This is a genomic window from Chryseobacterium elymi (assembly GCF_003385495.1).
GTDB lineage: Bacteria > Bacteroidota > Bacteroidia > Flavobacteriales > Weeksellaceae > Chryseobacterium > Chryseobacterium elymi.
Genome location: NZ_QNUH01000004.1, coordinates 22932 through 46614, shown reverse-complemented (window position 1 = coordinate 46614; position 23683 = coordinate 22932). Strand labels below are relative to the sequence as shown.

Sequence of the window (23683 nt, the reverse complement as noted above, 5' to 3'; positions counted from 1 at the left end):
TTTTTAGGCAAATATTATTGTTGTTGAGTTGTATTTCTTTTTGGATAAAGAATTAAACGGATGGATGGGTTATTGGTGATAAACAGCCGTAACCAATCCAGTGCTAGCCTGATTTTGCTTCTGAAACCTACCAGCGGAATGATATGGATAAACAGCCATGTAAGCCAGGCCAGGAAACCTTTGAAAGAAAATTTGGGAAGATCCACCACGGCATTGAATTTTGAAATGATCGCCATACTGCCCTTATCATTATATTTGAAGGGAATGAGTATTTTTTCTTCTTCGATCCTGATGAAATTTTTAGCCAGATTTTTAGCCTGCTGTATGGCCACCTGGGCAAGCTGGGGATGTCCTTTCGGGAACTCTTTATCCGTTAATTGAAGCGCGATATCTCCTACCGCATAGATGTTCTCCATTCCTTCTACCCGGTTGTATTCATCAGTTAAAATTCTTCTTCCTTTTCCTATTTTGTCTTCCGGAATTCCGGGGACTTCCCGTCCTATAACTCCGGAGGTCCAGATGAGGGTTTCAGTATCTATCGATGTTCCGTCTGACAGAAGCACCTGGTTGTTGATGTAATCTTTTACCGAAACATTAAGAAGTATTTTTACACCAAGCTCCTGTAAAGTCTTGTAGGAAGTCTCCTGCGCCATTTTACTCATCGGGGATAGCAGAGTAGGCAATGCATCGATCAGATACAGATTGGAAAGGCTGAGCTTGATCTCGGGATATTCTTTTTCAGCAATATATTTTCCCATTTCCGCGAGCATACCTGCTAATTCTACACCAGTAGGACCACCGCCTGCTATAACCAAATTCTGTAATTTTTCTGCCGTTTTAGGGTCTTTATTTCTGGCAGCTTCTTCCAGGTTGAGGAGCATATGATTTCGCAGATAAAGTGCCTCCTCGATACTTTTCATGGGCAGCGCACATTTCTGTACATTATCCATTCCAAAAAAGTTGGATTCAGTTCCCAATGCAATCACCAGATAATCATAGGTTAGGTTTCCCGTATCTGTTTCTATGGTATTGTTCTCGGGATCAACTTTAAGAAGGCTTCCCATGTGAAAATTCACATTCTTGTATTTAGAAAACAATCTCCGGAAAGGATAACTGATATTGGAAGCCTGAATAAAAGAGGTAGCCACCTGGTAAATAAGTGGAGGGAAGAAATGATAATTATTCTTATCAACAAGCGTAATAAGAAATCTATTGTCATTTTTTAAGGATTTAATAAGATTAATTCCGGCAAATCCTCCACCAACAATAATGATATGCTTTTTCATGTTGATTAATATTTGGCATTGTTTTGATTATCCTCCAATAATGGCACCAAAAAAGATCAATGATGTTACGGCTTACTTAACAGGGTCTGGAAACACCATACAGCAACACTTATAAAAAAGTTATTGATGTAAGCGGCAGATGTGATTCCTGCTATCATAAAACATTGTTTAACACTTACCATCAGGCATGCTAATCTTTTATAAAATTAGTAAATGCTTCTTGTTTATATTATTATCCTGATCATAAATACTGGTTTCTGTTTGATGTTTTTCGTAACAATAAATTAATATGGCTTGCTTTTTGATATTGGAAAATCACCAATTTTTACTATGATGTTCATTACTTAACAATAAAATTTTAAGATATGATAATCAGTGAAGACCTTTTATTAGCTTATGGAGGTGAATATGAAAAATATTTGCCTAATGAAACTATTTTTAGTGAAGGAAACTTGGCTAAATTTTATTTTCAAATCGTTAATGGTATTGTGGAACTCAATAACTACCATGAGGACGGTAAAGAATTCACACAGAATATTCTTTCTGATGGGCAAAGTATTGGAGAATCATTACTTTTTAATGATAAGCCGTATCCCATGAATGCGGTTGCTAAAATACAATGTACTGTACTGAAACTTTCTCAGCCAGATTTCTTTTCACTCATTCATCAAAATAAGGATGTGATGATGGATATGTTTAAATGTATGGCAGACCGGCTTTATTACAAATATTTAATGCTTTTTAATATTTCATCTACGGATCCACAGTTTAAAATCAAAACGGTCATGGATTATTTAAAGGCAACGCAATGTAATGATAATAGCCAGACTTTTCAGGTGCCCTATACCAGACAGCAGATTGCTAATCTAACAGGGTTACGTGTTGAGACGGTCATAAGAACCGTTAAGAAAATGGAAAGCGAAAATATGGTAAAAATTGAAGGCCGGAAAATACTTTATTGAGCTTTTACAATCGGTCTTTATTTTTATTAATATATTAATCTGAAATATTTATAAATAACGCTATATGATTCATATGGCGTTATTTGTGAACTTCACAGTAGAAGCATAGTGTAATTCGGCAGCATTATCATGTAATATCCCCCTTTTTATTGAGATTGGTCATTCTCAAGGTGTCATTTTCCATTTGTAATTTTTTAATTGACAAGTATCATCACACAAATTAGCTGAAAACAGGGATTTTTTGCGGTTGTGATTTTGCAGATCTTTGTTAAGTCATTTCAGGACACAAAAAAACACAATGATGAAATTTTTCCTTTTGTCGGGGAAACATATATAAAACGATGACACAGGCTACTCTTTATGGCTTTTGCATCCATCTAAACCTTAAAAAAACATGAAGAAATTATTTACGTCAGCGGTTTTCGCCCTGATCATAAACATTCACGCAGGTGCACAGCAAAAAATCTATTTTGATGAAAACTGGGAAAAAACCACTCAGGACAAAATGGAATTTTACCGTGAAACTGAGAATAAAGGAAAGCTTACTTTAATCAGAGATTTTTATAAAAACGGAACCCTTCAGATGGAAGGCCTTGTTTCGGATGCTACGCCAGGCAGTGAAATCTATGAAGGCAAAATTACCTGGTACAATCCTGAAGGTAAAGTTCTGAGCACAGGAACATATTCTGCAGGTCAGCAAATTGGCCCTGCCAAGACCTTTGATGAGCAGGGAAGACCTTTGGAGGATCTGATTTATAAAGCGGACGGTACCTTTACAGGAAAAATATACAACTATAAAAATCCGGAGGAAATGTCTTATTATAACATCATTACAACGTATGAAACTCCCGATAGTTTCAAAACAATTGTGTTTGATGAAGATATTAAAGGAATCCGTTATGAAGTCATCAATGAAGGTAAAGGGTTGTTTGAAGCTAAATTTTATGGAGAAAAAGGAAAATATATTGGCTCCAATAGTTCCGGAGATTCAGGGGATAAAGTGACTGTGGAGTATTATCAGAATCCGATGAGGGTCTCCAAAATCGAAAAGCAAAGTAAAGACGGAAAGGTAACGGAAGGCACCATTTACTCCCGAAAAGGGGGAATTTTGCAGGAAGAAAAGAAAAATAAAAAAGGAGGCTATCAAAAAACGTATGATGAAGCGGGTAAGCAGATAGGCAGTCTTACCTACATGTATGATAAAGAAATTGATTATTACAAGCCGCAAGATGGGGAAGAGTATCTGTTTAATTATGAGTTTTCCGGATTCACTGCTGTTAATGTTTATAAAAACGGGTATGCAGTCCTGAATAAATATTTTGATGAGAATGGGAAATTATCTTCTGAACAGATCTTGGAAGATGAAGTAATCCAGGAAATCAGATATTACCATCCGGATGGAAGGTTAAAAGGTTCTGTGACGTATAAGGATGATATGCCTTATAATGGTACGCTGTACGAGGGACTTATGGAACAGCAATATAAAGACGGCATTTTAGTGCACTCGAAATCTTTCAGGCTGGAAGGGAATCTAAAAAAAACAGAAACCAAGATCAATGCAGATCAAACTGCGTACAATTCTACCATTTATGATGAAAATGGAGCTGTTGCCTATACTTACAGCCATCCGGTTGAGCAGGGTGATGGCTTCACAGCGCAGATTGTACAGTATGTCAAAGGAAAACCTGCCAATAAAGCAGTTGTAAAGGAGGGCATCCTTGAAAGTGGAAAACTTAAATACAAATCTGAATCCGGGTTAAAGGAACTGGAGCGCAACGGAAAATGGATTATCGTAAAAATTTATAACACGGAAGGAAAACTGATTCAGGATTCTAAAGTACTCGCAGAAACGCAGGAGCCGGATGGTTACAATTCATTAAATACACAGATCACTGAGGCCGACCTTCAGTATGAATCTTTTGAGACTGTATAAAACTTGAAGATCAATTATTCAATTCTGCTGTATCTTTATACATTCCTTTAGAATATTATTTGATATTATGAAAAATGAAATCTCCAAAGTCGGTAGACTTTGGAGATTCTATATTCTGTAAATATGTAGTGGTTATCTTGTTGACCAGTACGGCAGACTTTGTAGATTGCGGAATAAAAACTTCTGATATTATCGGAAAATTTTAAAAAATTATTGGAGAAGATACCAGATTCCAACACCAATTGCGGCATAAGCGGTAACGGTAATAATATCGGCTATTGGTTGTGAAAATCGTTTTTCTGCAATTTTCTCGGCATTGATTTGGTTCTTATGGAATTTCAGAATTTTTTTAGGATTATGAACCGGGTGTGCCACCAGACTGTCACTTTCCCACTTGTCAACGATTACTTTATAACTTTTGCCTTCAACGTCAATTTTAACATTTTTACCGGATGTAAGTTTCTCCTGAATATTGATAGGAGCAGGTGCTTGTGGTGTGTTCAGACTTTGGGACGCAGCTGTTGTATTTTTCATTTGCACAACTGTATTTTGCTTATTGTCGGCTGCTGGATCCACTTGTTTTTTTACCTGGTACGTATAGCAACTGGTAAGAGAAAATAATATAATGGTGAAATAAAGATTCTTTCGCATGAGCCAAATTTAAGAATTAAACGGAATATTTAGTGCTTTCTTTTGAAAGATCCTGTTTTAAACAAAAATTTCTGCTAAGCAAAGTCTGCTGACTTTGTGCCAGTAAAATAAAAACAATCCCTTTAAACATGTTCCAAAGTCAGGAGACTTCGGAGAGCAGGGTATTATAAAAAAGTTGCCTGATTATACTTATTAAAATTAAAAACAAATTCATAAGCGGTGAAATAGAAGTTTGATTGGAGTCCTTATAGAAAAATAAAATTTATTTGCTCTTCAGTATTTGTTCTTTATCCAAGAAATCTCTTTCCTCGGAGTTGGAAGAATAAGTCAAACACTTTTTTACTGATATTAAAAATATTTTATATGTATGTGTTCGAAAAAACAGTTTTCAATTTTTTTATGGCTCGAGTCCAGGACCACCACATGAATTATATGGAACGCATGTTAATTTATCATTTACAAAACATAGCCTGACACAATCTGCACCTCCAACAATTGTTTTTAATTCTGCTTTTGTAAGCTTTTTTAAATTTTTCATATTTTAATAATATTTATGTTTGTAGAACAAATCTGAAAAATAATTATTAAATAATAGTTGAAATTAACAAATTTTAACTTACAAAATTATATATTATTTTTCATTATGCTGTGTCCGGATAAGTATTAAGCCTTATTGGTGGGCGTTCACAGTGTAGTTATCGTTAGATATAAGCGTGAGGAAGTAAAGCATCTATTGTGCCAGTATTTGATGTTATGAAATCGGTGTGAAAGGTTTTGTTTGGATTAAATCTATATAAAAGCAATGCTAGGATTAAATCGTATATTAAAGTATATCGTCACCTAAAAATTCATTAATATTGTTTAAAATCCTCAGAATGCAAATTGCAAGTATTGTGAGTGAACGGTAATTTTAAGACCTGCTACTTATACCAGATCAAAAAAGATGAAATCCATAAGAATATCTGTATTTATTACTTTCTTTTCAATAACATTAGTTTTTTCGCAGACTTCTGAAAGAAAATTCGTATCTATTAACAATAAGCAAATAGCATATAAAACTTTTGGACTTTACGAAAGAAAAGCTAATGAGCCAATACTAATCTTTGAAAGTGGTCTCGGTTCAGGAGGTGGAGGCTATGGAAGTTTATTTCCTTTCATTCAAAAAAGTTTTGCAGGGATAGTTTATGATAGAAATGGAATTGGAGAGTCAGAAATCGATACTTCCATAAAAACAGATGAAGATGTTATCAAAAGACTTCATGATTTATTAGGTGCCTTAAAAATAAGCCCGCCTTATCTATTAGTAGGACACTCGATAGGTGGACCATTTATACGTTTGTATAGCTCAATGTATCCAAATGAAGTTTGCGGCTTATTTTTCATAGACCCGACAGATTTTATGCTTACAAAAGAAGAAGACAACAAAGTCAAAATGAATACATCAAGCTCGACAGGGTATAGGGAATTATTTGCAATAAACCTTAAAAACATCATAAATGACACCTTAACATCAGATGGTTTTCGGAATGAGGCAACGAGAGAACTGAATGAAAATTCACCGGAATTCTTTAAAAAATACAAATCCTTACAACCTCTTAAGGACATTCCTATAACCGTAATGATTTCATACAACAAGCATATTGAACATTATGAAACAGAAATGAACGAAAATCTGAAATTAGGGATCAACTTAATCCCATGGTGGAAAGAATTAGATGAATTAAGAATCAAGCATTATGCTGAGATGATAAAAAATAACAGCAATAGCCGCCTTATCCTGTTGCCGCGTTACAGCCATGGAATACATCAGCAAGACCCCAGAATTGTAGCAGAAGCCTTGATCGATACGTACAAAAACTGTCTGACTTCCTTGAAAAACAAGTAGAAAAAAACAATGCCTACAAGAGTTTTAAATCAGGCAGGCTATTTGAAAGAGGCTGTCTCAAAAGTACCCCCTCTCTCGGATTCCTGTCTGACAACTTTTGTTGTTTAGGAGATTCTCAGAGCGTTAGTTTACCTTTTGAGACGGTCTCTCAACATTAAAGTCTATTGAAGATATTGATATAATCGTTTATAAAAAATGGCGCCAAATTACATTGTTTGTGAGCTTGACTACCAAATTTACCTGATTACGATTACCGGGGTTTCTACAATCTACTAATTTTTTAAGATGGTTTTTATATACCCTTTCTTTAATTCGTTGGGGAAAAGATCTAGGTGGTTTTTAAGGCTTCCCGGGCTCTCCTGACAAGAAAAGATTGTCAGAAATTCATTTTCAATGGCATTTCGAGTGTATTGATTACCTTCCTGGTAAAGAAGATTAACTACATTTATAATTTCCTGAACATACGCCAATCCATCCTCTGATTCCGAACTATTTTTTTCAATACATAATTCGGCCAATTTCTGCAGTAACTGATAGTCAGCTAAAGTATTTTCCTCACAGGCAACATCAGGAATGAGATTAGCGGCTTCAGGTGCCCACTGGCAAATAGTGCTAATTATTTTTGTCTTCATTTTTTACCAATTAAATTAATTTTTTTATTCAAGAATATTTGCAATAATGCATGAGATACAGTAAAAGCTTATTTCCATCTATCACCAAACTCATTCCAATGAAGTGGTTTTAAATTAATCGAATGGTAATCAGTTATATATATTGTGAATTGATTTAGGGTGTAATTGAAAGGATATCAAAATGATAATATACCCTCTCAAAATGAAACTGTGTCAATTATTTCTACTTTCAAAGGAAATAGGTTTAAATTCCATATTTTTGTAATTATTAAAAATGTCATCGGCATTTTTCCTTTCAATTATAATATATAAACTTAAGCTTGAGAATATAATGCATGAATCTAAAATAACACCCATTGAAACAATATTGTCTCCTATACAACGTTTTATGCACCAGGAAAAATCAGGAGGTATTGTATTAGGAATCAGTGTGATAATAGCATTGATCCTGGCAAACTCACCATGGGCTGATGGATATCATCATTTTTTAGAGGAAAAATTCGGATTTCGGTGGGCTGGTAATACGTATTTTGAATTAAGCCTTCATCACTGGATTAACGACGGTTTAATGGCCATTTTCTTTTTTGTGGTTGGTCTTGAATTAAAAAGAGAGCTTGTAGGGGGAGAACTTTCCAATCCTCGAAAGGCTTTGTTACCTATTGCTGCTGCATTAGGAGGAATGGTAATACCAGCTGGTATTTATTTGCTTTTTAATCCAACAGGCGAAGTACAAAGTGGATGGGGTATACCCATGGCCACAGACATCGCATTCGCATTAGGTGTGCTTTATTTACTTGGTGATAGAATCCCCTTTTCTTTAAAGGTATTTTTAACAGCACTTGCAATTGTAGATGATCTGGGAGCTGTTTTAGTAATTGCTTTTTTTTATACTTCAGATATTTCGCTTATATACTTGTTAGCAGGAATGGCCGTTTTACTTGCTATGTATATAGGTAACAAAATGGGGGTCCGGAATATTTTTTTCTATGCTATATTAGGCATTGGAGGGGTATGGAGTACCTTTCTGCTATCGGGGGTGCATGCTACTATTGCTGCTGTATTAACTGCTTTTACTATCCCTGCCAATGTAGAAATTAGAGAGAAAATTTTCAGTGAAAAAATTCAAAAATATTTAGAGAGATTTAAAAAGATTGATCCTGATAACAGCAAACCAACCCTCACCAATGACCAGCTTCATGTTTTAGAGGAGATTAGCAATACTACCACGGCAGCAACGCCTCCTCTGCAACGTTTGGAGCATGCAATGCACCCTGCAGTAACTTTTATCATCATCCCTATTTTTGCCTTAGCAAACGCGGGCGTTTCTTTAGTTATAGATTTAGACCAGCTATTAAGCACAAATGTGGCCGTTGGGGTTGCATTGGGTTTGCTTGTTGGAAAAGTCGTTGGCGTAGTGGGCTTTACATTGCTACTGGTGAAATTAAAAGTAGCCCCTTTTCCTGATGGAATGAATATCAGAAATCTTTTGGGCCTGGCCTTGCTGTCTTCTATTGGATTTACTATGTCTCTCTTCGTCACTTCTCTTGCATTTACTCATGAAGAATATATGACACAAGCAAAAATAGGTATTTTTGTAGCTTCTATTATTGGGGGTATATTGGGATATGTAGTATTAAACAAACGGTCTGATAAGTAATAATCTAGGGTTTTAATTTGAAGATTATAATGATGAAAGAATTTCTTTATGACAACTGGACAAATAAACTGATTCTGATTTTACATTTGCTGGCAGTCAGCGGTTTAATTTTAGATTACGGGTTCAACTTGACAGATTCAATGGAAACGGTGGCGATGACGCTTTATTTTTCCGTGCTGGCAATTGGAATGTTATATACCATATTTAAATATTATTATTTCAGAAATAATTCGATTCTAAGTGTTTTTATTTTTGATTTACTGAGTATGATCTTTATTTTATTCTGTATTTATAAACAGTTTGCAGATGGAGGTACTGATTTTATTACTCACTGGCTAAGGTGGGCTGTAATACTGAAAATTGTCAGGGGTGTTACAGGTCCCGGTCTAAATTATAAACGGTCTTTTCTTAATCCGGCTCAATTATTTATTGTTAGTTTTTTAGGGTTGATATTAATAGGAGCATTGTTGTTAATGCTTCCTAAAGCGACTAATCATGGGATTAGCTTTATAAATGCATTATTTACTTCAACCAGTGCAGTGTGTGTAACTGGTTTGATTGTTGTGGACACCAGCAGTTATTTTACGCAATTTGGACAAACCCTTATTATGCTACTGATCCAGGCCGGCGGACTAGGAATACTGACTTTTGCCAGTTATTTTAGTTATTTTTTTAAAGGTGGGTCTACCTATGAAAACCAGATTGCTTTGAGTGACATGACGAACTCTGAAAAGATAGGCGAGGTTTTTACTACCGTAAAAAGAATCCTAATGATCACTTTTCTGGTAGAATTTACAGGTGCTTTATTAATTTTTATTAACCTGGATACCAGCCTGATTCCTGAATTTTCCGACAGAGTCTATTTTTCTGTTTTCCATGCTATATCAGCATTCTGCAATGCAGGATTTTCTACCCTTCCCAACGGAATGATGGAAGGAGGATATGTTTTTAATTACCCGCTTCAGTTTACCATTGTGCTTATCTTCGTTTTTGGAGGGCTTGGTTTTCCTATCGTAATAAACTCTGTCCGATACGTCAAACATATTTTAACCCACTATGTTTTAAGATTTCTGGAAAGGGAAAATAAGCGTAAGCCTTGGATATTGACCTTAAGCAACAAAATTAATCTTATTACCTCAGTTCTTTTAATTCTTGTGGGAACAGTTGTAATTTACTTTAAAGAATTTAATAATGTTCTCTCGGGACACTCCGGAATAGGAAAAATAGTTACGGCACTGTTTACGGCAACCACACCTAGAACTGCTGGATTCAACTCCATAGATTTCAGTGAACTGCATTTTTCATCAATTATTATAATTATCTTCCTTATGTGGGTTGGGGCTTCTCCGGCATCTACTGGTGGAGGTATTAAAACCAGTACTTTTGCGATTGCTACGCTCAACTACCTGAGCCTTGCCAAAGGAAAAAACAAAATAGAAGTATTCAGACGTGAAATTGCCGATATATCCATAAGACGTGCCTTTGCCGTTATGAGCTTATCTCTGATAGTTATTGGTGCCGGTGTCTTTTTAATATCTCACTATGATAATCATATTCCTCTCCTTGATATCGCATTTGAATGTTTCTCAGCATACAGTACAGTGGGATTAAGCTTAGGTATTACGGCAGACTTAAGCAGTACAAGCAAGGTGGTTCTTATTGGAATAATGTTTATAGGCCGGGTAACGATGCTTACTATTTTAATAGCATTCTTTAAGAAAGTAAAGCACGGAAATTATACTTATCCTTCTGACGAAATATTAATTAACTAATAATAGATAACAATGAAATTTATAATAATTGGACTGGGCAATTTTGGTGGTTCATTAGCCGAAAAGCTAACACAACAAGGAAATGAAGTAATTGGTGTGGACTTTAGAGTGGAGAAAGTAAATCTATTGAAAAATAAGCTTTCCCATACCATTTGTATGAATGCAACTGACCAGGCGGCTATTGCTCATTTGCCATTGAAAAATACAGATGTGGTCATGGTTTGTATAGGGGAAGATGAGGGTGCCAATATCATGGCTACAGCAAACTTTAAAAATCTAGGTGTAAAGAGATTAATAAGCCGCTCGATCAATCCACTTCATGAAAATGTATTACAGGCTATCGGAGTTAGTGAAATTGTGAGACCGGAAGAAGAATCTTCCGAAAGGTGGGCTAAGAAGCTATGTTTAAAAGGAGTTATTGATTCATTTGAACTTAATAAAAATTATAGTATTGTAGAAATACTGCTTCCCGAAAAATATATTGGAAAATCTATTGAAGAAGTGAAATTCAGAGAAAACTATAATGTTCTGGTATTAACCACAATAAAAAATACACGGGAATCCAGCTTTTTTGGTAAAAATAAAATGGTTCCAACAGTCCAGGGAATACCTGACCCACAGACTATCCTGACAAAAGATGATATTATTGTTATCTATGGGGCCAATGAGGATCTTCAAAAATTTGCCAAAGAATAGAATGAGTATCCTGTTCTTCCAGATTTGATTGAAGATCCGGGCATTTGGATTGGTTATCAATTTTAAGGTATTAATTACCTTTTAAGATTGATTAAAAAAATAAGGCCGTAAAATGTCTTCAAAATTATATAGCCCATTTCCCTTTTTATTAAGGTTTTCTGCCACGAATAATGCTCCGCTCCCAAATGCTTCTCGCGAAATAGATTCATGAACCAGACGTACGGTTTGATAAGGAAAACCAAATATAACTTCATGCTTGCCGACAATTCCGCCCGCTCTTACGGAATTGATGCTGCTGGTCTCAATGTCTAAGGTTTCCGCAATTTTTACGGCGGTACCTGATATTCCGGCTTTAGCTTTAAAGTGCTCTTCAATAACTTCTATATCAACACCAGGCGCAATATTTTTAAGTAATGAGGCAGCAAATAATAGATAATTAACGCCCAATGTAATGTTTGGCGACCAGAAAACTACCGTGTCAAGAGAAAGTTCCTTCAGGAATCTTTTTTCATTTTCTTCGTAATGTGAAATAGCAGAGATAATTTTAATATTTCTCCTGGACGCTATTTTTCCATAACTGTAGATGCCTTCTGCCGTCGAAAAGTCAATAATAATATCTACAGGCTTTTTATTTAGTAACGCTTCCAAATCCGTATTCTGTTCTGAGTAGATCAAACCGGGGTCCGCAACCGAAATTCCTAGAACTTCTTTAGCAGACGTATGCTCAAGTATTCCACTTTTCCGCAATACCCATTCTAAAGAAAAATCTGTGTGTTGCAGTATTACATTCGCTACGGCTTTACCAGCCTTTCCAAATCCTATTAATCCTATTTTCATACTTACAATTTTATATATTTTATTAATTGGTAATTCTAATATTTTTCAAAAGTAAGATACAATAAAAATTACAGATCGATTTTAAGGCTATTAACCAGGGTTCAAATTCTCTTTAATTACAATAAGATCAGCTGTAATATTTCTTCTTTAGCCACAGACTTGCCCTGACTAATAGTATAAGTACCGGCACTTCCACCAATGGGCCGATAACCCCTACAAAAGCCTGCGGAGAATTGATGCCGAACACTGCGATGGCTACTGCGATTGCCAGTTCAAAATTGTTTCCTGTTGCTGTAAAGGCTATTGAAGCATTTTTATCATAGGGTATTTTCAGTGATTTGTTTACAAAGAAACTCGCGAAAAACATTAGGACAAAATAAATTACAAGTGGTATCGCTACTTTCACCACATCCATTGGCAATTCTACTATTTTTTCGCCTTTAAGACTGAACATTAAAACAATAGTGAATAACAAGGCGTACAGTGTTATCGGTGATATTCTGGGTACAAATTTTCTATTATACCATTCTATACCTTTTGATTTAACTAAAAAGTACCGGCTTAAAAAGCCTGCTAAGAACGGAGTACCTAAATAAATAAGTACACTTTCTGTAACATCCTTCATGGAAATACTTACATTGAAGTTAGCAAGACCTAATTTACCGGGCAGTACATTGATAAATAGCCATACAAAAAAACTGTAGGTAAATACCTGAAAGATGCTATTCAATGCGACTAATAAAGCTGCATATTCTCTGTTGCCTTTCGCCAGATCGTTCCAAACGATTACCATTGCAATGCATCTTGCCAGACCAATAAGAATTAACCCGATCATATAGTCCGGTTCATTTCTTAAAAATATAATGGCAAGAATAAACATTAGAATAGGTCCTATCACCCAATTTAACAAAAGTGATATACTGATTACCTTTTTATCTTTAAATGCGGTTGGTAAAAGGGAGTAATCCACTTTAGCCAAGGGAGGGTACATCATCAAGATCAGACCTATTGCCAAAGGTATATTGGTAGTACCTACGGAGAGGTAATCAGTAATTTCTGAAATACCCGGAAATAAGAACCCTAAACCCACACCGATTGCCATCGCAAGGAATATCCATAAAGTCAGGTATCTGTCGAGAAATTTTAATTTTAGCTGCATAACTGTTTTAATTTATTCCTGCTGTTTTACTTCTTCTTTCCATGATAATTGTATCACGCCAGGTGTCTCCCAGCTTTCCTATTTTTTCGCGGTAGCCAACGAGCCTAAAACCAAAGCGTTGATGAAGCGCTACTGTTGCCTCATTTTCAGGGAACATTCCGCTCTGAAGCGTCCAAATTCCATGAACTTCACTATCTTCAATTAATCTAGCCATCAAGGCTTTCCCAATTCCTTTTCCTTTGTGTACATTGGAAATATAAATACTGACTTCCGCCACACCTCCATATACACAGCGGTTACTTACTGGAGAAAGTGCAGCCCATCCCACAACAATATCATTAACGATGGCAGCCAGCCGGCTGTGCTTTAATTTACTTTTGTCCCAGTCTTCCCATGCCGGAACTGAAGTTTCAAAAGTGGCATGTCCCGTTTCAATACCTTCTTTATATATTCTTGAGATATTTGGATAATGTTCCTTTGCGATTGCTGTTATTTCCATTCTATTTGCTTATTTGTGAAAAAATATAGAACATTTCTGTAGCGATCTGCAGGCTCCTTTCTGTATATACCTGTGTCTGTTGTGGAGTATTATCCGAGGCTTTTGGATCATCGTATTTTATCGGAAATCTAGCTTCTGCACCGATCACTAGCGGACAGCCTTCATCAGCATTGTTACAGGTCATGATAGCCCCAAATTTATTTCTAGGATTAAATTCGTTGCTGTATTCTTTTGAAAAACAGATCACCGGGGTTTCATTTTCTGCATATTTTATGGCATAAACAGGATTTTCTGCTTCGCTGAGTTTTTGAATTGTAAACCCCTGGGTACTCAATGTTTCACCCACCTTTGGGAACATGGCCGTTGCTTCAGTCCCTCCCGAATAGCAAAACACATTGCTAACCCCAAAATGATAAGCCATGGTTTGGGCCCAGATCTGGGACAAATGACTTCTCCGGCTATTATGGGTACAGATGAAATTTAACCGGATAGCTTCACCAATTTTCACTTTGTCTTGTATATAATCTGTTAATGGCTGTAAAACTGTTTTTCTTTCTTCGGAAATAGTATCAATTGAAATGGATTCAATTGTTCTTAAAATATTTTCGTTCATTTTTAATTCTTAAAATTAATAGCCTTTCTTAAATTTTCTATATATTACGTCGGGTAGGGAGTATCTTCTCTTCTATAGCCTTTGTCGCTTTTCAATATCGTATCCAAAGCGTATAAATTCCACACCGATACTGTCTTTATTGAATACAGAACTGCTTTCATTGATCGTCAGCATGACATGCACTCCTCGCATGTCATTATCCTTAGGCTTTCTAATTGAACCGATATTGACTGTATGACGATAATCAGGAAAATCTTCACTGCCCGAATTAAAATGATAGTAGGGCTTGCCTTGTAACCTGAAGCAAATTTAACCTGAGTCGCCTATCAGGTCACTCAAACAATAAATTATCTGGTTTCTTTTCTCAACATCTTCAAAGAAAGCTTCCAATGCTGGTAAATTGGCGCGTCTGTTGCTGAATAACGCAATTTTTATAGTCTGTTTTTTTGTTAAAAGATTAACAGCAGCCTCCTCCAGGAGTACAAGATGTATTTTGATTTCCGGCCAGTTCAGAAAGGTTTTTCTTTTGTTTTTCAGAAGGTATGCCGCAGGCATCCTGAGCAAGACAGGCCGTCGTTTTACTTTTCAATACAAAAGTTTTCCCGTTGAATTCCAGATCATATTTACCAATCGTGTTACTTTGATATTCTACTTCAATCTCATTATCTTCAATTCCTAATTTTTCTTCAGAAAGTCTGATAATATTCAGTAGTTTGCCTGGTTTTAAACGATGCTCAAAATCATCTGCATTCCATAGCTGAAAGTTTACAGCTTTTTCCTCACGGATTACTCCACCACAGTCAATGAATTTTTTATTAATCTGTCCTACTTCGGTAACATGAAAATGCTCTGGTACAAATGTGCCGTCTTCTAATTGAAATTCAACATTTTCTAATGTTGGAAGAATTTCTTTAATTTCTGATAGTTTCATTGTTATATATTTTATAGTTATAATGCAATATTGCGATGTCTTTAAACAAAAATTTTTAACAGCATTTAAGCTGTATCTTATTAAAATAATACTTGAATTTTGAGCTGTAAACAAGAATGTGTAAAAGACTGATAACGATTGCTCCCGGTAATAAGTTTATTGCTATAAATCTGAAAATGCCAAAGCTCTCAATCTGCTGAAAATTTTTCACTAATCTAATTCCTTTAGAATCAAAATCAATTTTGATTACTAAAAACACAGCAATAGCCGCAAAATGGAACCCGTTTACGAAAAGATGAATCATATACTCCCAACGGGGAAGTCCACCCATAAATTGTCTACTGTCTTTTTCCACATAAACGTCAATCAGTAATGTAATGATATCAGTAACTATCAGAACGCAGCCGAACAGAAACAGATCGTTATTTTCAATATTAATAAATAAGGAAATAAGAATGCCTGTAAACAAAAAAGCTCTTATCGTATGCGTAAAATGTTCAAACCGGCTTTCTTTGTGCTGATAGAGCAGGTATTTGTAGAGATGTAGATACACACCATCATATACAGCCAGTAATGAATAGCTGATCAGTAATATTGAGGATATAATGAAAGCAACTTCCATCATTAACAGCATTTTTGGTTGGTTACGGTGAATATTATCTTTGAGAAATACTCTCTCAAGATATCGAAAGTATTTTCGTCAATACAGTAGCATACAGAGTTACCTTCAATATTTCCTTTTATCAATCCTGCATTCTTTAATTCTTTCAAATGCTGTGATACTGTTGGCTGTGCTAGTGGCAGCTCATTGACAATATCTCCGGTAATGCAGGTATTGACTTTCAATAAATATTCTATAATAGCAATTCTCGCTGGATGGCCTAATGCTTTTGCTATAACTGCAATCTGGTTTTGGTGGTCTGTAAAGTGATCGGTCTTCGTTGCTCCCATTCTTTTATTATTATATTGCAATATTACGATTTTAATATTGTTTTCCAAATAATTTGAAAAAAAAAATTAAAGTTTATTCTTTTGCTTTATAGTAGGGTCATTTTTGATACGGTGTATTTGTTTTTGGTAAGGTTAAAGGCGTTATGCCAAACATGGCACCTATCTCTTTTGATGTTGTAAAAACAGTTTGAGTTTAAAATTAAGCTCAAATAGTTCAAGGAATACTATATAAGAATTCAACAAATAACCGTAAATTAGTTCAATATTTTCCGTATAATGAGCCAGCAAATATTATCTTCCGAATTCATTTCTTCTCAAGAATTAATGGATAAACTGTATCAGAACGGGATCAGAAAAACATATCAGGAAGGAGATGTTATTCTGGATGAAAATGCTTCCATACGTTCCATTCCGATTGTAATGAAAGGATTGTTAAAAGTAATCCGGACGGAAGAAGACGGGCGAGAGATCTTACTCTACTACATTAAGGCCGGTGAAAGCTGCATTATGTCGTTTCTTGGCGGGATGCATAACGAAAAAAGCATTGTAAAAGCCGAAGTGGAGGAAAAATCCGAAATTCTTTTTTTACCAATGGATAAAGTTACCTTATTCATCAAAGAATATCCGGAATGGCTGGATTATATTTTCAGGTTGTATCATAAACGTTTTGAAGAATTACTTGATATCATCAATGCCATTGCCTTCAAAAAAGTGGATGAAAGATTACTGAATCTTCTCGATAAAAAATCTGAAATATCCCAGTCCAAAACCATTATTATCACCCACGAACAGCTTGCCAATGAGCTTGGAACAGCCAGAGTAGTCGTATCAAGACTCCTGAAACAGCTGGAAGATTCCGGCAAACTGAAACTGGGAAGAAACAAGATCACCCTTTCCGATTCTATTTAATTTTTGTTGTGTAACAAAAGTAGCGGTACAGATTCCCGGATATATCCATCTTTGTTTCGTAAAAGTTGAAAAATGGAAATTTTTGGATATATAGCATCGGTTTTTATCGGTATTTCATTAGGATTAATAGGCGGTGGCGGAAGTATTCTTACCGTTCCTGTTTTGGTTTATCTCTTCGGGGTTGATGCTTTTTTGGCGACAGAATATTCACTTTTTATTGTCGGAATCAGCAGTATGGTTGGTTCTTTTTCTTATTTTAAAAAAGGATTGGTTGATTTTAAAACTGCTTTTATTTTTGGGGTTCCGTCAATTATTTCCATTTTTCTTACCCGAAATTTTCTTCTTCCTTTAATTCCTGATGAGGTTTTCAGTTTTGGAAGTTTCATTGTGACCAAAGACATTTTTCTTCTTTTACTATTTGCGGGTTTAATGATTATCGCTTCCTATAAAATGATTCAAAAAAGGGCAATGCTTAAAATTGAAACAGTCCCTTCACAAAAAAACAATACACTTTTGGCAGCAGGCGAAGGTTCTGTTGTCGGGATTTTAACAGGTTTGGTAGGAGCGGGCGGCGGATTTATGATCATTCCGGCATTGGTCAATCTACTGAAAACACCGATGAAAGTCGCCATAGGAACTTCCCTGGTCATCATTTCTTTAAATTCTCTGATCGGTTTTTTTTCATCAATGAATCACGTCAGGATCGAATGGAATTTATTAGCAACCATCACCGCAATTGCCATCGTTGGAATCCTCATTGGCTCGCAATTATCAAAGAAAATTGATGGTAAAAAACTGAAGCCTGCATTTGGCTGGTTTATTCTGGTGATGGGAATTTACATTATTATCAAAGAACTTTTCCTTTAAAACTTCTTGTGTAACAAAAGTGGCTGTAGGAAGAAAGTAAAACATAGAAATTTGTATCAAATAAAAAAATATCAAAATGCAAATAGAACAGATTTATACAGGATGTTTAGCTCAGGGAGCATATTACATCGTTTCTGAAGGTGAAGCGGCAATCATTGATCCTTTAAGAGAAACCCAGCCATACATCGACAGAATGGAAAAAGACAATGTAAAACTCAAATACATTTTTGAAACCCACTTCCACGCAGATTTTGTTAGTGGCCACGTTGATTTAAGTAAAAAAACAAATGCACCAATCGTTTATGGACCAACTGCAAAACCAGAATTTGATGCCATTATAGCTGAAGATAATCAGGTTTTTGAAGTTGGAAAAATCAAAATCAAGGTTTTGCACACGCCCGGACACACGATGGAAAGCTCTTCCTTTTTATTAATCGATGAAAATGGAAAAGAAAAAGCTCTTTTCAGTGGAGATACTTTGTTTCTCGGCGATGTCGGTCGCCCGGATCTGGCTCAGAAAGCGGCGAATATGACTCAGGAAGAACTGGCAGGACTTCTTTACGATAGTTTATACCAAAAAATTCTGCCATTGGACGATGAAATTATCGTTTATCCCGCTCACGGTGCAGGTTCTGCCTGCGGAAAAAATATGCAGAAAGAGACGGTCGATACATTAGGAAGTCAAAAGAAAACCAACTATGCATTAAATCAAAAAGATAAAGAAAGCTTCATAAAAGCTGTTACAGACGGGCTTCTTCCGCCACCTGCCTATTTCGGGATGAATGTAGCGATGAATAAACAAGGGTATGATAGTTTTGATGAGGTGTTGTCTAAAGGTATGCATGCGCTTTCTCCCGAAGAATTTGAGGAAATAGCAGAACATTCAGGTGCTTTGATTCTGGATGTCAGAAATAATGATGAATTTGCAAAAGGCTTTGTTCCTCAATCCGTTAATATAGGATTAGACGGAGATTTTGCACCTTGGGTCGGCGCTTTGATTGTAGATGTAAAACAACCCATTTTATTAATTACGGATGAAAATAATGAGGAAGAAACGGTTACGAGACTCAGTAGAGTAGGGTTTGATAATGTTTTAGGTTTTCTGAAAGGCGGGTTTAAAGTGTGGAAAAACAGCGGAAAAGAAACGGATACCGTAAACAGAATTTCCGCAAATCAATTTGAAACTGAAATCAAAAATAAAAAGGTTACAATTATCGACGTTAGAAAAGAAAGCGAATACCAGGCAGAACACGTTGATGAAGCCTACAACAAGCCGTTGGCTTATATCAATGAGTGGATAAACCATATTGCGCCGACCGAACATTTTTATCTTCACTGTGCAGGTGGTTACCGAAGTATGATGGCGGCAAGTATCCTTCAGGCAAGAGGCTTCCGTAATTTTACCGAAATTGAAGGCGGCTTTAAAGCCATCTCACAAACCGGTGTTCCCAAAAGCGATTTCGTTTGTCAAAGTAAAATGTTAAACTCTATTTAAACAAAAAGTAATTAATGTTAGATCTAATAAAAGAACCTTGGCCGTGGTATATTGCAGGTCCGCTCATCGGTCTTACCGTTCCCGTACTATTGATTTTAGGTAATAAATCTTTCGGGATCAGTTCGTCATTGCGACATATTTGTGCAGCGTGTATTCCGGCAAACGTGAACTTTTTCAAATACGATTGGAAAAAAGAATCCTGGAATTTATTCTTCGTATTAGGAATTTTCTTCGGCGGAATGATTGCTGCCCATTTCCTGATGAATCCCGGAGAAATGACAGTCAATTCAAACCTTAAGACCGAACTGGCAGCCTACGGAATTACAGATTACAGCAACTTAGTTCCGACCCAACTGATGAATTTTGAAAGCTTATTGACGTTAAAAGGATTCATTATGATGGTCGGCGGCGGATTTCTCGTAGGTTTTGGAACCCGATATGCCGGAGGCTGTACAAGCGGACACGCCATAATGGGACTTTCCAATCTGCAATGGCCGTCTTTGGTGGCAACAATCTGCTTTATGCTCGGTGGTTTTTTAATGGCAAATGTGATTTTGCCAATCATTCTTTCACTCTAAATATATTTATAATGACAAAAGAAAAAGATATACGTCATCAGGACAGCATTTGTGCCAACGAAAGCCATCTTCAGCACAAATGGTATCACAATTTGAAATATTTAATCGTTGGTATTTTATTCGGGATCGTATTTGTAAAAGCTGAAATTATCAGCTGGTTCAGAATCCAGGAGATGTTCCGTTTGCAGTCCTTTCATATGTACGGCGTGATTGGAAGCGCGGTTCTGACAGGAATGATTTCTGTATGGCTGATTAAAAAATTCAAAATAAAAACAATTTACGGAGAAAAAATTTCAATTGCTCCTAAAACATTCAACAAAGGACAAATCTACGGTGGATTGATTTTCGGATTTGGCTGGGCAATTACCGGTGCTTGTCCGGGACCTCTTTTTGCACAAATCGGAACCGGAGCTTTTGCGGTTATTATTACTTTAGTGAGTGCTGTTTTCGGAACCTGGGTTTATGGTTATTTCAGGGATAAATTGCCGCATTAATTTTTAGAGTGACTTTTGAAAAATTCTGCAATAGCAGGAAGTAAAGACCTCGGGAATTCGTGTCCGGAATCACTCTGTTGCAGGATAAAAATTATGGAAATCAACTTTTTCGTTCAATTAAAATTATGAAATGTTTGATTAAAAATGATTTTTTATTGTTGACTGTGAAGCTATAATGTTACTATTTTTTCTTTTAATTTTTATATCTTTTAGAGGAATTGTTAACATTGCTTACCATTATTCGATAAAATAATCCTTATTTTTAGATAACCTATTTAATTGATATGTCCTACAATCTAGCCGAAAATCTTACAGGTCTTACCGAAAATGAAGTGGAAGCTTCCAGACAACGATATGGATATAATCGGTTGGAAGCTATCCGTAAAAACACCTGGTTTGATTTGCTCATTGGTATTTTAAAAGAACCGATGCTGATTTTACTGATCATTATTTCAGTCATTTATGTGATTGTGGGAGATTATGGAGAGGCTGCTTTTATGTTTGTGGCAATTGTGGCGGTGACTGCTATATCTTTTTATCAGGATAACCGCAGTAAAAAAGCTTTAGAGGAACTTGAAAAACTTAATGAACCTTTAAGTACGGTCATCAGAAATTCGAAGGCAGTAGAAATCCCGACACACGAAATTGTTGTGGGTGATTTATGCATCACCGAGGAAGGAAGGATTATCAATGCTGATGGAGTAATTGTACACAGTAATGATTTTTCCGTGAATGAATCTTCGCTTACCGGTGAAAGTTTTTCAGTTTTTAAAGATAACAAATCTGAGGATAACCTTGTTTATAGCGGAACTGTGACGGTTTCGGGGTTAGCTGTTTTTAAAGTACAAAAAATAGGAAAAGAAACACGTGTCGGTAAAATTGGAGAATCCATACTGAATATAAAAGAAGAAATTTCGCCATTGCAGATCCAGATCCGGAAGTTTGTAAAATGGATGGCAGTTGTCGGGATCCTTATTTTTTTGATGGTCTGCATATTCAGTTATATCAAAACAGGAGATATGGTCACGAGCCTGCTTAGTGGATTAACGCTAGCAATGTCTGTACTTCCCGAAGAAATTCCTGTTGCATTTACAACTTTTATGGCTTTGGGAGCCTGGAAACTGATGCGTCAGGGAATTATTATTAAGCGGAGCAGTATTGTAGAAACCCTGGGAAGCACCACGGTTATCTGTACCGATAAAACCGGTACTATTACTGAGAACTCAATGAAGCTTCAACATTTATACAATTACCTATCCGATAAGATTTATGAAGAAAAGGAATTTAAAAATGATGATTTAAGTGAACTGATTAATTATGCAATGTGGAGCAGTGAGCCAGTCCCTTTTGACCCGATGGAAATTACTCTACACAAAACGTATGAGGAAACTCAAAAGAAGGATGTAAGAAAAGAATATAAGATGTTTCATGAATATCCGCTTGAAGGCAAGCCGCCCATGATGACTCATCTTTTTGAAAACACAAATACAGACAGAATTATTGCAGCGAAAGGTGCTCCCGAAGCTATTTTAAATGTTTCAAGGCTTTCAGAGACTGAAAAAGAAAAGATAAGAGACGTTATAAAAACATTTGGACAGCAAGGTTATCGTGTATTGGGAGTTGCGAAGTCCCATTTTGAAGGGAACAATTTCCCAAAAAACCAACAGGATTTTGATTTTGAATTTTTAGGGCTGACCGTTTTTTATGATCCTCCTAAAAAAGGAATAAAGGAGGTCTTTCAAAGTATTTATGATGCGGGAATTAAGGTAAAAGTCATTACAGGCGATAATGCAGATACAACGAATGCTATCGCTCTGCAGGCAGGAATTAAAAATGATGCTCCAGCGACCAATGGAAGTGATATTATAGGACGTTCTGAAGAAGAATTGATGCAGATTTCAGAGGATACGGTTTTGTTTACCAGAATGTTTCCCGATGCGAAGCTTGAAGTAGTAAATGCCCTGAAAAAGAAAGGTGAAGTGGTGGCCATGCTTGGAGATGGTGTAAACGATGGTCCTGCGTTGAAAGCTGCTCATATTGGTGTTGCAATGGGAAATAAAGGAACCGAAATTGCCAAATCAGCTGCGGCATTGGTTATTACGAATGATGATCTAGAAAAACTAATTATAGGAATTGCTGCAGGAAGAAGAATTTATACCAACATTAAAAAGGCGATCCAGTATATTATTTCCATCCATATTCCTATTATTCTGACGGTTTCTTTGCCGCTGTTTTTGGGATGGGTATTTCCGCATATATTTACTCCGGTTCACGTTATTTTCCTTGAATTAGTAATGGGACCGACCTGTTCCATTGTTTATGAGAATGAGCCTATGGAAAAAAATACAATGCAACAGCCTCCAAGAGCTATGGGAGATACTTTTTTAAGTTTAAATGAATTGGGAATCAGTGTTATTCAGGGTTTGATGATTACCTTTGGAGTTTTATTTGTGTATCAGTTTTCGGTTCAAAACGGAGGTGATGAAGAGAAGACCAGGGCAATGGTATTCAGTACCTTAATCTTTGCCAACATATTACTGAGCTTTGTCAATCGGTCATTCTTTTATAGTGTGCTGGAAAGTTTCAGAAACCGTAACCCTTTACTCATCGGTATTTCTGCTTTAGTACTAATGATGCTTTTAGTTATATTATACGTAAAGCCAATTTCTCTATTCTTTAAAGTAACAGCGCTCAATATAAATGAATTGGGGATGGCTGTTTTCATTGCAGCAGTTTCTGTTTTATGGTTTGAGGTCTATAAATATGTAAAAAGAATAGGAAAAGTAAAAGGATAGTGACGACCATCATTTTTTAGGAATACTATATTTTTGAAATTTACAGGAATAAATTAATAACCACGAAAATAAAATTAATAT

General features: G+C 35.9%; 24 protein-coding genes. 13 read left to right on the top strand and 11 right to left on the bottom strand.

The annotated features are described in order from the left end of the window. Positions 1 to 14 precede the first annotated feature (14 nt). On the bottom strand, positions 15 to 1286 hold the full coding sequence (locus DRF60_RS05625) for an NAD(P)/FAD-dependent oxidoreductase (protein WP_116011137.1): 1272 nt from the start codon (positions 1284 to 1286) through the stop codon (positions 15 to 17). A gap of 365 nt (positions 1287 to 1651) precedes the next feature. Here DRF60_RS05625 and DRF60_RS05620 point away from each other — a divergent pair, with 365 nt between their 5' ends. From DRF60_RS05620 to DRF60_RS21740, 3 genes are all read left to right on the top strand, one after another. Next, positions 1652 to 2248: a Crp/Fnr family transcriptional regulator gene (locus tag DRF60_RS05620; protein ID WP_116011136.1), complete on the top strand. Its 597-nt coding sequence runs from the start codon at positions 1652 to 1654 to the stop codon at positions 2246 to 2248. 394 nt (positions 2249 to 2642) lie between these two features. After that, positions 2643 to 4181: a toxin-antitoxin system YwqK family antitoxin gene (locus tag DRF60_RS05615; protein WP_116011135.1), complete on the top strand. Its 1539-nt coding sequence runs from the start codon at positions 2643 to 2645 to the stop codon at positions 4179 to 4181. Positions 4182 to 4255: 74 nt separating this feature from the next. Next, complete coding sequence (locus tag DRF60_RS21740) at positions 4256 to 4387, top strand: hypothetical protein (RefSeq protein WP_262510865.1); 132 nt, start codon at positions 4256 to 4258, stop codon at positions 4385 to 4387. Positions 4388 to 4391: 4 nt separating this feature from the next. On the opposite strand, the gene DRF60_RS05610 is transcribed toward DRF60_RS21740, so the two are convergent. Further along, a complete protein-coding gene (locus tag DRF60_RS05610; RefSeq protein ID WP_238640057.1) occupies positions 4392 to 4715 on the bottom strand; it encodes a hypothetical protein in 324 nt (107 codons plus the stop codon). Positions 4716 to 5229: 514 nt separating this feature from the next. Further along, entirely contained in the window at positions 5230 to 5370 is a 141-nt protein-coding gene (locus tag DRF60_RS05605; protein ID WP_116011133.1) for a bacteriocin-like protein, read from the bottom strand. 405 nt (positions 5371 to 5775) lie between these two features. Between DRF60_RS05605 and DRF60_RS05600 the strand changes: the two genes are divergently transcribed. Continuing rightward, on the top strand, positions 5776 to 6717 hold the full coding sequence (locus tag DRF60_RS05600) for an alpha/beta fold hydrolase (protein WP_116011132.1): 942 nt from the start codon (positions 5776 to 5778) through the stop codon (positions 6715 to 6717). Between the two features lie 272 nt (positions 6718 to 6989). Here DRF60_RS05600 and DRF60_RS05595 read toward each other — a convergent pair whose 3' ends face one another. Then, on the bottom strand, positions 6990 to 7349 hold the full coding sequence (locus DRF60_RS05595; RefSeq protein ID WP_116011131.1) for a DUF7674 family protein: 360 nt from the start codon (positions 7347 to 7349) through the stop codon (positions 6990 to 6992). A 331-nt stretch (positions 7350 to 7680) separates the two neighbouring features. Between DRF60_RS05595 and nhaA the strand changes: the two genes are divergently transcribed. From nhaA to DRF60_RS05580, 3 genes are read left to right on the top strand one after another with little or no spacing between them, the layout of a single operon-like run. Next, a complete protein-coding gene (gene nhaA, locus DRF60_RS05590; protein ID WP_116011361.1) occupies positions 7681 to 9006 on the top strand; it encodes a Na+/H+ antiporter NhaA in 1326 nt (441 codons plus the stop codon). Positions 9007 to 9035: 29 nt separating this feature from the next. Then, on the top strand, positions 9036 to 10778 hold the full coding sequence (locus DRF60_RS05585; protein WP_238640054.1) for a TrkH family potassium uptake protein: 1743 nt from the start codon (positions 9036 to 9038) through the stop codon (positions 10776 to 10778). Positions 10779 to 10790: 12 nt separating this feature from the next. Continuing rightward, the gene (locus DRF60_RS05580; protein WP_116011130.1) at positions 10791 to 11474 is read left to right on the top strand and encodes a potassium channel family protein; all 684 of its coding nucleotides are present in this window, start codon (positions 10791 to 10793) and stop codon (positions 11472 to 11474) included. 81 nt (positions 11475 to 11555) lie between these two features. Here DRF60_RS05580 and DRF60_RS05575 read toward each other — a convergent pair whose 3' ends face one another. The 7 genes from DRF60_RS05575 to DRF60_RS05545 form a co-directional block, all read right to left on the bottom strand. Further along, positions 11556 to 12311, bottom strand: coding sequence for a 4-hydroxy-tetrahydrodipicolinate reductase (locus DRF60_RS05575; protein WP_116011129.1), 756 nt, complete (start codon positions 12309 to 12311; stop codon positions 11556 to 11558). A 127-nt stretch (positions 12312 to 12438) separates the two neighbouring features. After that, complete coding sequence (arsB, locus tag DRF60_RS05570; protein WP_116011128.1) at positions 12439 to 13470, bottom strand: ACR3 family arsenite efflux transporter; 1032 nt, start codon at positions 13468 to 13470, stop codon at positions 12439 to 12441. Positions 13471 to 13477: 7 nt separating this feature from the next. Next, the gene (locus DRF60_RS05565; RefSeq protein ID WP_116011127.1) at positions 13478 to 13969 is read right to left on the bottom strand and encodes a GNAT family N-acetyltransferase; all 492 of its coding nucleotides are present in this window, start codon (positions 13967 to 13969) and stop codon (positions 13478 to 13480) included. Between the two features lies 1 nt (position 13970). Beyond that, on the bottom strand, positions 13971 to 14582 hold the full coding sequence (locus DRF60_RS05560; RefSeq protein WP_116011126.1) for an arsenate-mycothiol transferase ArsC: 612 nt from the start codon (positions 14580 to 14582) through the stop codon (positions 13971 to 13973). A gap of 457 nt (positions 14583 to 15039) precedes the next feature. Further along, positions 15040 to 15513 carry a DUF6428 family protein gene (locus DRF60_RS05555; protein WP_116011125.1) on the bottom strand — a complete coding sequence of 158 codons (474 nt, stop codon included), beginning with the start codon at positions 15511 to 15513 and terminating at the stop codon, positions 15040 to 15042. Positions 15514 to 15568: 55 nt separating this feature from the next. Continuing rightward, positions 15569 to 16138, bottom strand: a complete 570-nt coding sequence (locus tag DRF60_RS05550; RefSeq protein ID WP_238640050.1) for a hypothetical protein — start codon at positions 16136 to 16138, stop codon at positions 15569 to 15571. Then, positions 16138 to 16464: an ArsR/SmtB family transcription factor gene (locus tag DRF60_RS05545; protein ID WP_116011124.1), complete on the bottom strand. Its 327-nt coding sequence runs from the start codon at positions 16462 to 16464 to the stop codon at positions 16138 to 16140. Before DRF60_RS05545 ends, DRF60_RS05550 begins: the two co-directional genes overlap by 1 nt. Positions 16465 to 16740: 276 nt before the next feature. Here DRF60_RS05545 and DRF60_RS05540 point away from each other — a divergent pair, with 276 nt between their 5' ends. The 6 genes from DRF60_RS05540 to DRF60_RS05515 all read left to right on the top strand — a co-directional run bounded on the left by DRF60_RS05540 (position 16741) and on the right by DRF60_RS05515 (position 23602). Continuing rightward, the gene (locus DRF60_RS05540) at positions 16741 to 17373 is read left to right on the top strand and encodes a Crp/Fnr family transcriptional regulator (RefSeq protein WP_116011123.1); all 633 of its coding nucleotides are present in this window, start codon (positions 16741 to 16743) and stop codon (positions 17371 to 17373) included. Between the two features lie 72 nt (positions 17374 to 17445). Continuing rightward, the gene (locus DRF60_RS05535) at positions 17446 to 18240 is read left to right on the top strand and encodes a sulfite exporter TauE/SafE family protein (RefSeq protein ID WP_116011122.1); all 795 of its coding nucleotides are present in this window, start codon (positions 17446 to 17448) and stop codon (positions 18238 to 18240) included. Between the two features lie 76 nt (positions 18241 to 18316). Further along, a complete protein-coding gene (locus DRF60_RS05530) occupies positions 18317 to 19735 on the top strand; it encodes an MBL fold metallo-hydrolase (protein ID WP_116011121.1) in 1419 nt (472 codons plus the stop codon). Between the two features lie 14 nt (positions 19736 to 19749). Continuing rightward, positions 19750 to 20313 (top strand): YeeE/YedE family protein, encoded by a 564-nt coding sequence (locus DRF60_RS05525; RefSeq protein ID WP_116011120.1) that lies wholly within the window; start codon positions 19750 to 19752, stop codon positions 20311 to 20313. Positions 20314 to 20324: 11 nt separating this feature from the next. Further along, a complete protein-coding gene (locus DRF60_RS05520; RefSeq protein ID WP_116011119.1) occupies positions 20325 to 20807 on the top strand; it encodes a DUF6691 family protein in 483 nt (160 codons plus the stop codon). A 284-nt stretch (positions 20808 to 21091) separates the two neighbouring features. Further along, the gene (locus tag DRF60_RS05515; RefSeq protein WP_116011118.1) at positions 21092 to 23602 is read left to right on the top strand and encodes a cation-translocating P-type ATPase; all 2511 of its coding nucleotides are present in this window, start codon (positions 21092 to 21094) and stop codon (positions 23600 to 23602) included. The last annotated feature ends 81 nt before the right edge of the window (positions 23603 to 23683 follow it).

What these genes read in the sequence shown, in the direction of transcription:
- DRF60_RS05535 (WP_116011122.1), top strand. Translation starts at nt 17,446, where the DNA reads ATGGAAATTTTTGGATATATAGCATCGGTTTTTATCGGTATTTCATTA.
- DRF60_RS05555 (WP_116011125.1), bottom strand. Translation starts at nt 15,513, where the DNA reads ATGAAACTATCAGAAATTAAAGAAATTCTTCCAACATTAGAAAATGTT.
- DRF60_RS05565 (WP_116011127.1), bottom strand. Translation starts at nt 13,969, where the DNA reads ATGGAAATAACAGCAATCGCAAAGGAACATTATCCAAATATCTCAAGA.
- DRF60_RS05600 (WP_116011132.1), top strand. Translation starts at nt 5,776, where the DNA reads ATGAAATCCATAAGAATATCTGTATTTATTACTTTCTTTTCAATAACA.
- DRF60_RS05585 (WP_238640054.1), top strand. Translation starts at nt 9,036, where the DNA reads ATGATGAAAGAATTTCTTTATGACAACTGGACAAATAAACTGATTCTG.
- DRF60_RS05620 (WP_116011136.1), top strand. Translation starts at nt 1,652, where the DNA reads ATGATAATCAGTGAAGACCTTTTATTAGCTTATGGAGGTGAATATGAA.
- DRF60_RS21740 (WP_262510865.1), top strand. Translation starts at nt 4,256, where the DNA reads ATGAAATCTCCAAAGTCGGTAGACTTTGGAGATTCTATATTCTGTAAA.
- DRF60_RS05550 (WP_238640050.1), bottom strand. Translation starts at nt 16,138, where the DNA reads ATGATGGAAGTTGCTTTCATTATATCCTCAATATTACTGATCAGCTAT.
- DRF60_RS05610 (WP_238640057.1), bottom strand. Translation starts at nt 4,715, where the DNA reads ATGAAAAATACAACAGCTGCGTCCCAAAGTCTGAACACACCACAAGCA.
- DRF60_RS05595 (WP_116011131.1), bottom strand. Translation starts at nt 7,349, where the DNA reads ATGAAGACAAAAATAATTAGCACTATTTGCCAGTGGGCACCTGAAGCC.
- DRF60_RS05520 (WP_116011119.1), top strand. Translation starts at nt 20,325, where the DNA reads ATGACAAAAGAAAAAGATATACGTCATCAGGACAGCATTTGTGCCAAC.
- DRF60_RS05530 (WP_116011121.1), top strand. Translation starts at nt 18,317, where the DNA reads ATGCAAATAGAACAGATTTATACAGGATGTTTAGCTCAGGGAGCATAT.
- arsB (WP_116011128.1), bottom strand. Translation starts at nt 13,470, where the DNA reads ATGCAGCTAAAATTAAAATTTCTCGACAGATACCTGACTTTATGGATA.
- DRF60_RS05605 (WP_116011133.1), bottom strand. Translation starts at nt 5,370, where the DNA reads ATGAAAAATTTAAAAAAGCTTACAAAAGCAGAATTAAAAACAATTGTT.
- nhaA (WP_116011361.1), top strand. Translation starts at nt 7,681, where the DNA reads ATGCATGAATCTAAAATAACACCCATTGAAACAATATTGTCTCCTATA.
- DRF60_RS05575 (WP_116011129.1), bottom strand. Translation starts at nt 12,311, where the DNA reads ATGAAAATAGGATTAATAGGATTTGGAAAGGCTGGTAAAGCCGTAGCG.
- DRF60_RS05625 (WP_116011137.1), bottom strand. Translation starts at nt 1,286, where the DNA reads ATGAAAAAGCATATCATTATTGTTGGTGGAGGATTTGCCGGAATTAAT.
- DRF60_RS05560 (WP_116011126.1), bottom strand. Translation starts at nt 14,582, where the DNA reads ATGAACGAAAATATTTTAAGAACAATTGAATCCATTTCAATTGATACT.
- DRF60_RS05615 (WP_116011135.1), top strand. Translation starts at nt 2,643, where the DNA reads ATGAAGAAATTATTTACGTCAGCGGTTTTCGCCCTGATCATAAACATT.
- DRF60_RS05580 (WP_116011130.1), top strand. Translation starts at nt 10,791, where the DNA reads ATGAAATTTATAATAATTGGACTGGGCAATTTTGGTGGTTCATTAGCC.
- DRF60_RS05540 (WP_116011123.1), top strand. Translation starts at nt 16,741, where the DNA reads ATGAGCCAGCAAATATTATCTTCCGAATTCATTTCTTCTCAAGAATTA.
- DRF60_RS05525 (WP_116011120.1), top strand. Translation starts at nt 19,750, where the DNA reads ATGTTAGATCTAATAAAAGAACCTTGGCCGTGGTATATTGCAGGTCCG.
- DRF60_RS05545 (WP_116011124.1), bottom strand. Translation starts at nt 16,464, where the DNA reads ATGGGAGCAACGAAGACCGATCACTTTACAGACCACCAAAACCAGATT.
- DRF60_RS05515 (WP_116011118.1), top strand. Translation starts at nt 21,092, where the DNA reads ATGTCCTACAATCTAGCCGAAAATCTTACAGGTCTTACCGAAAATGAA.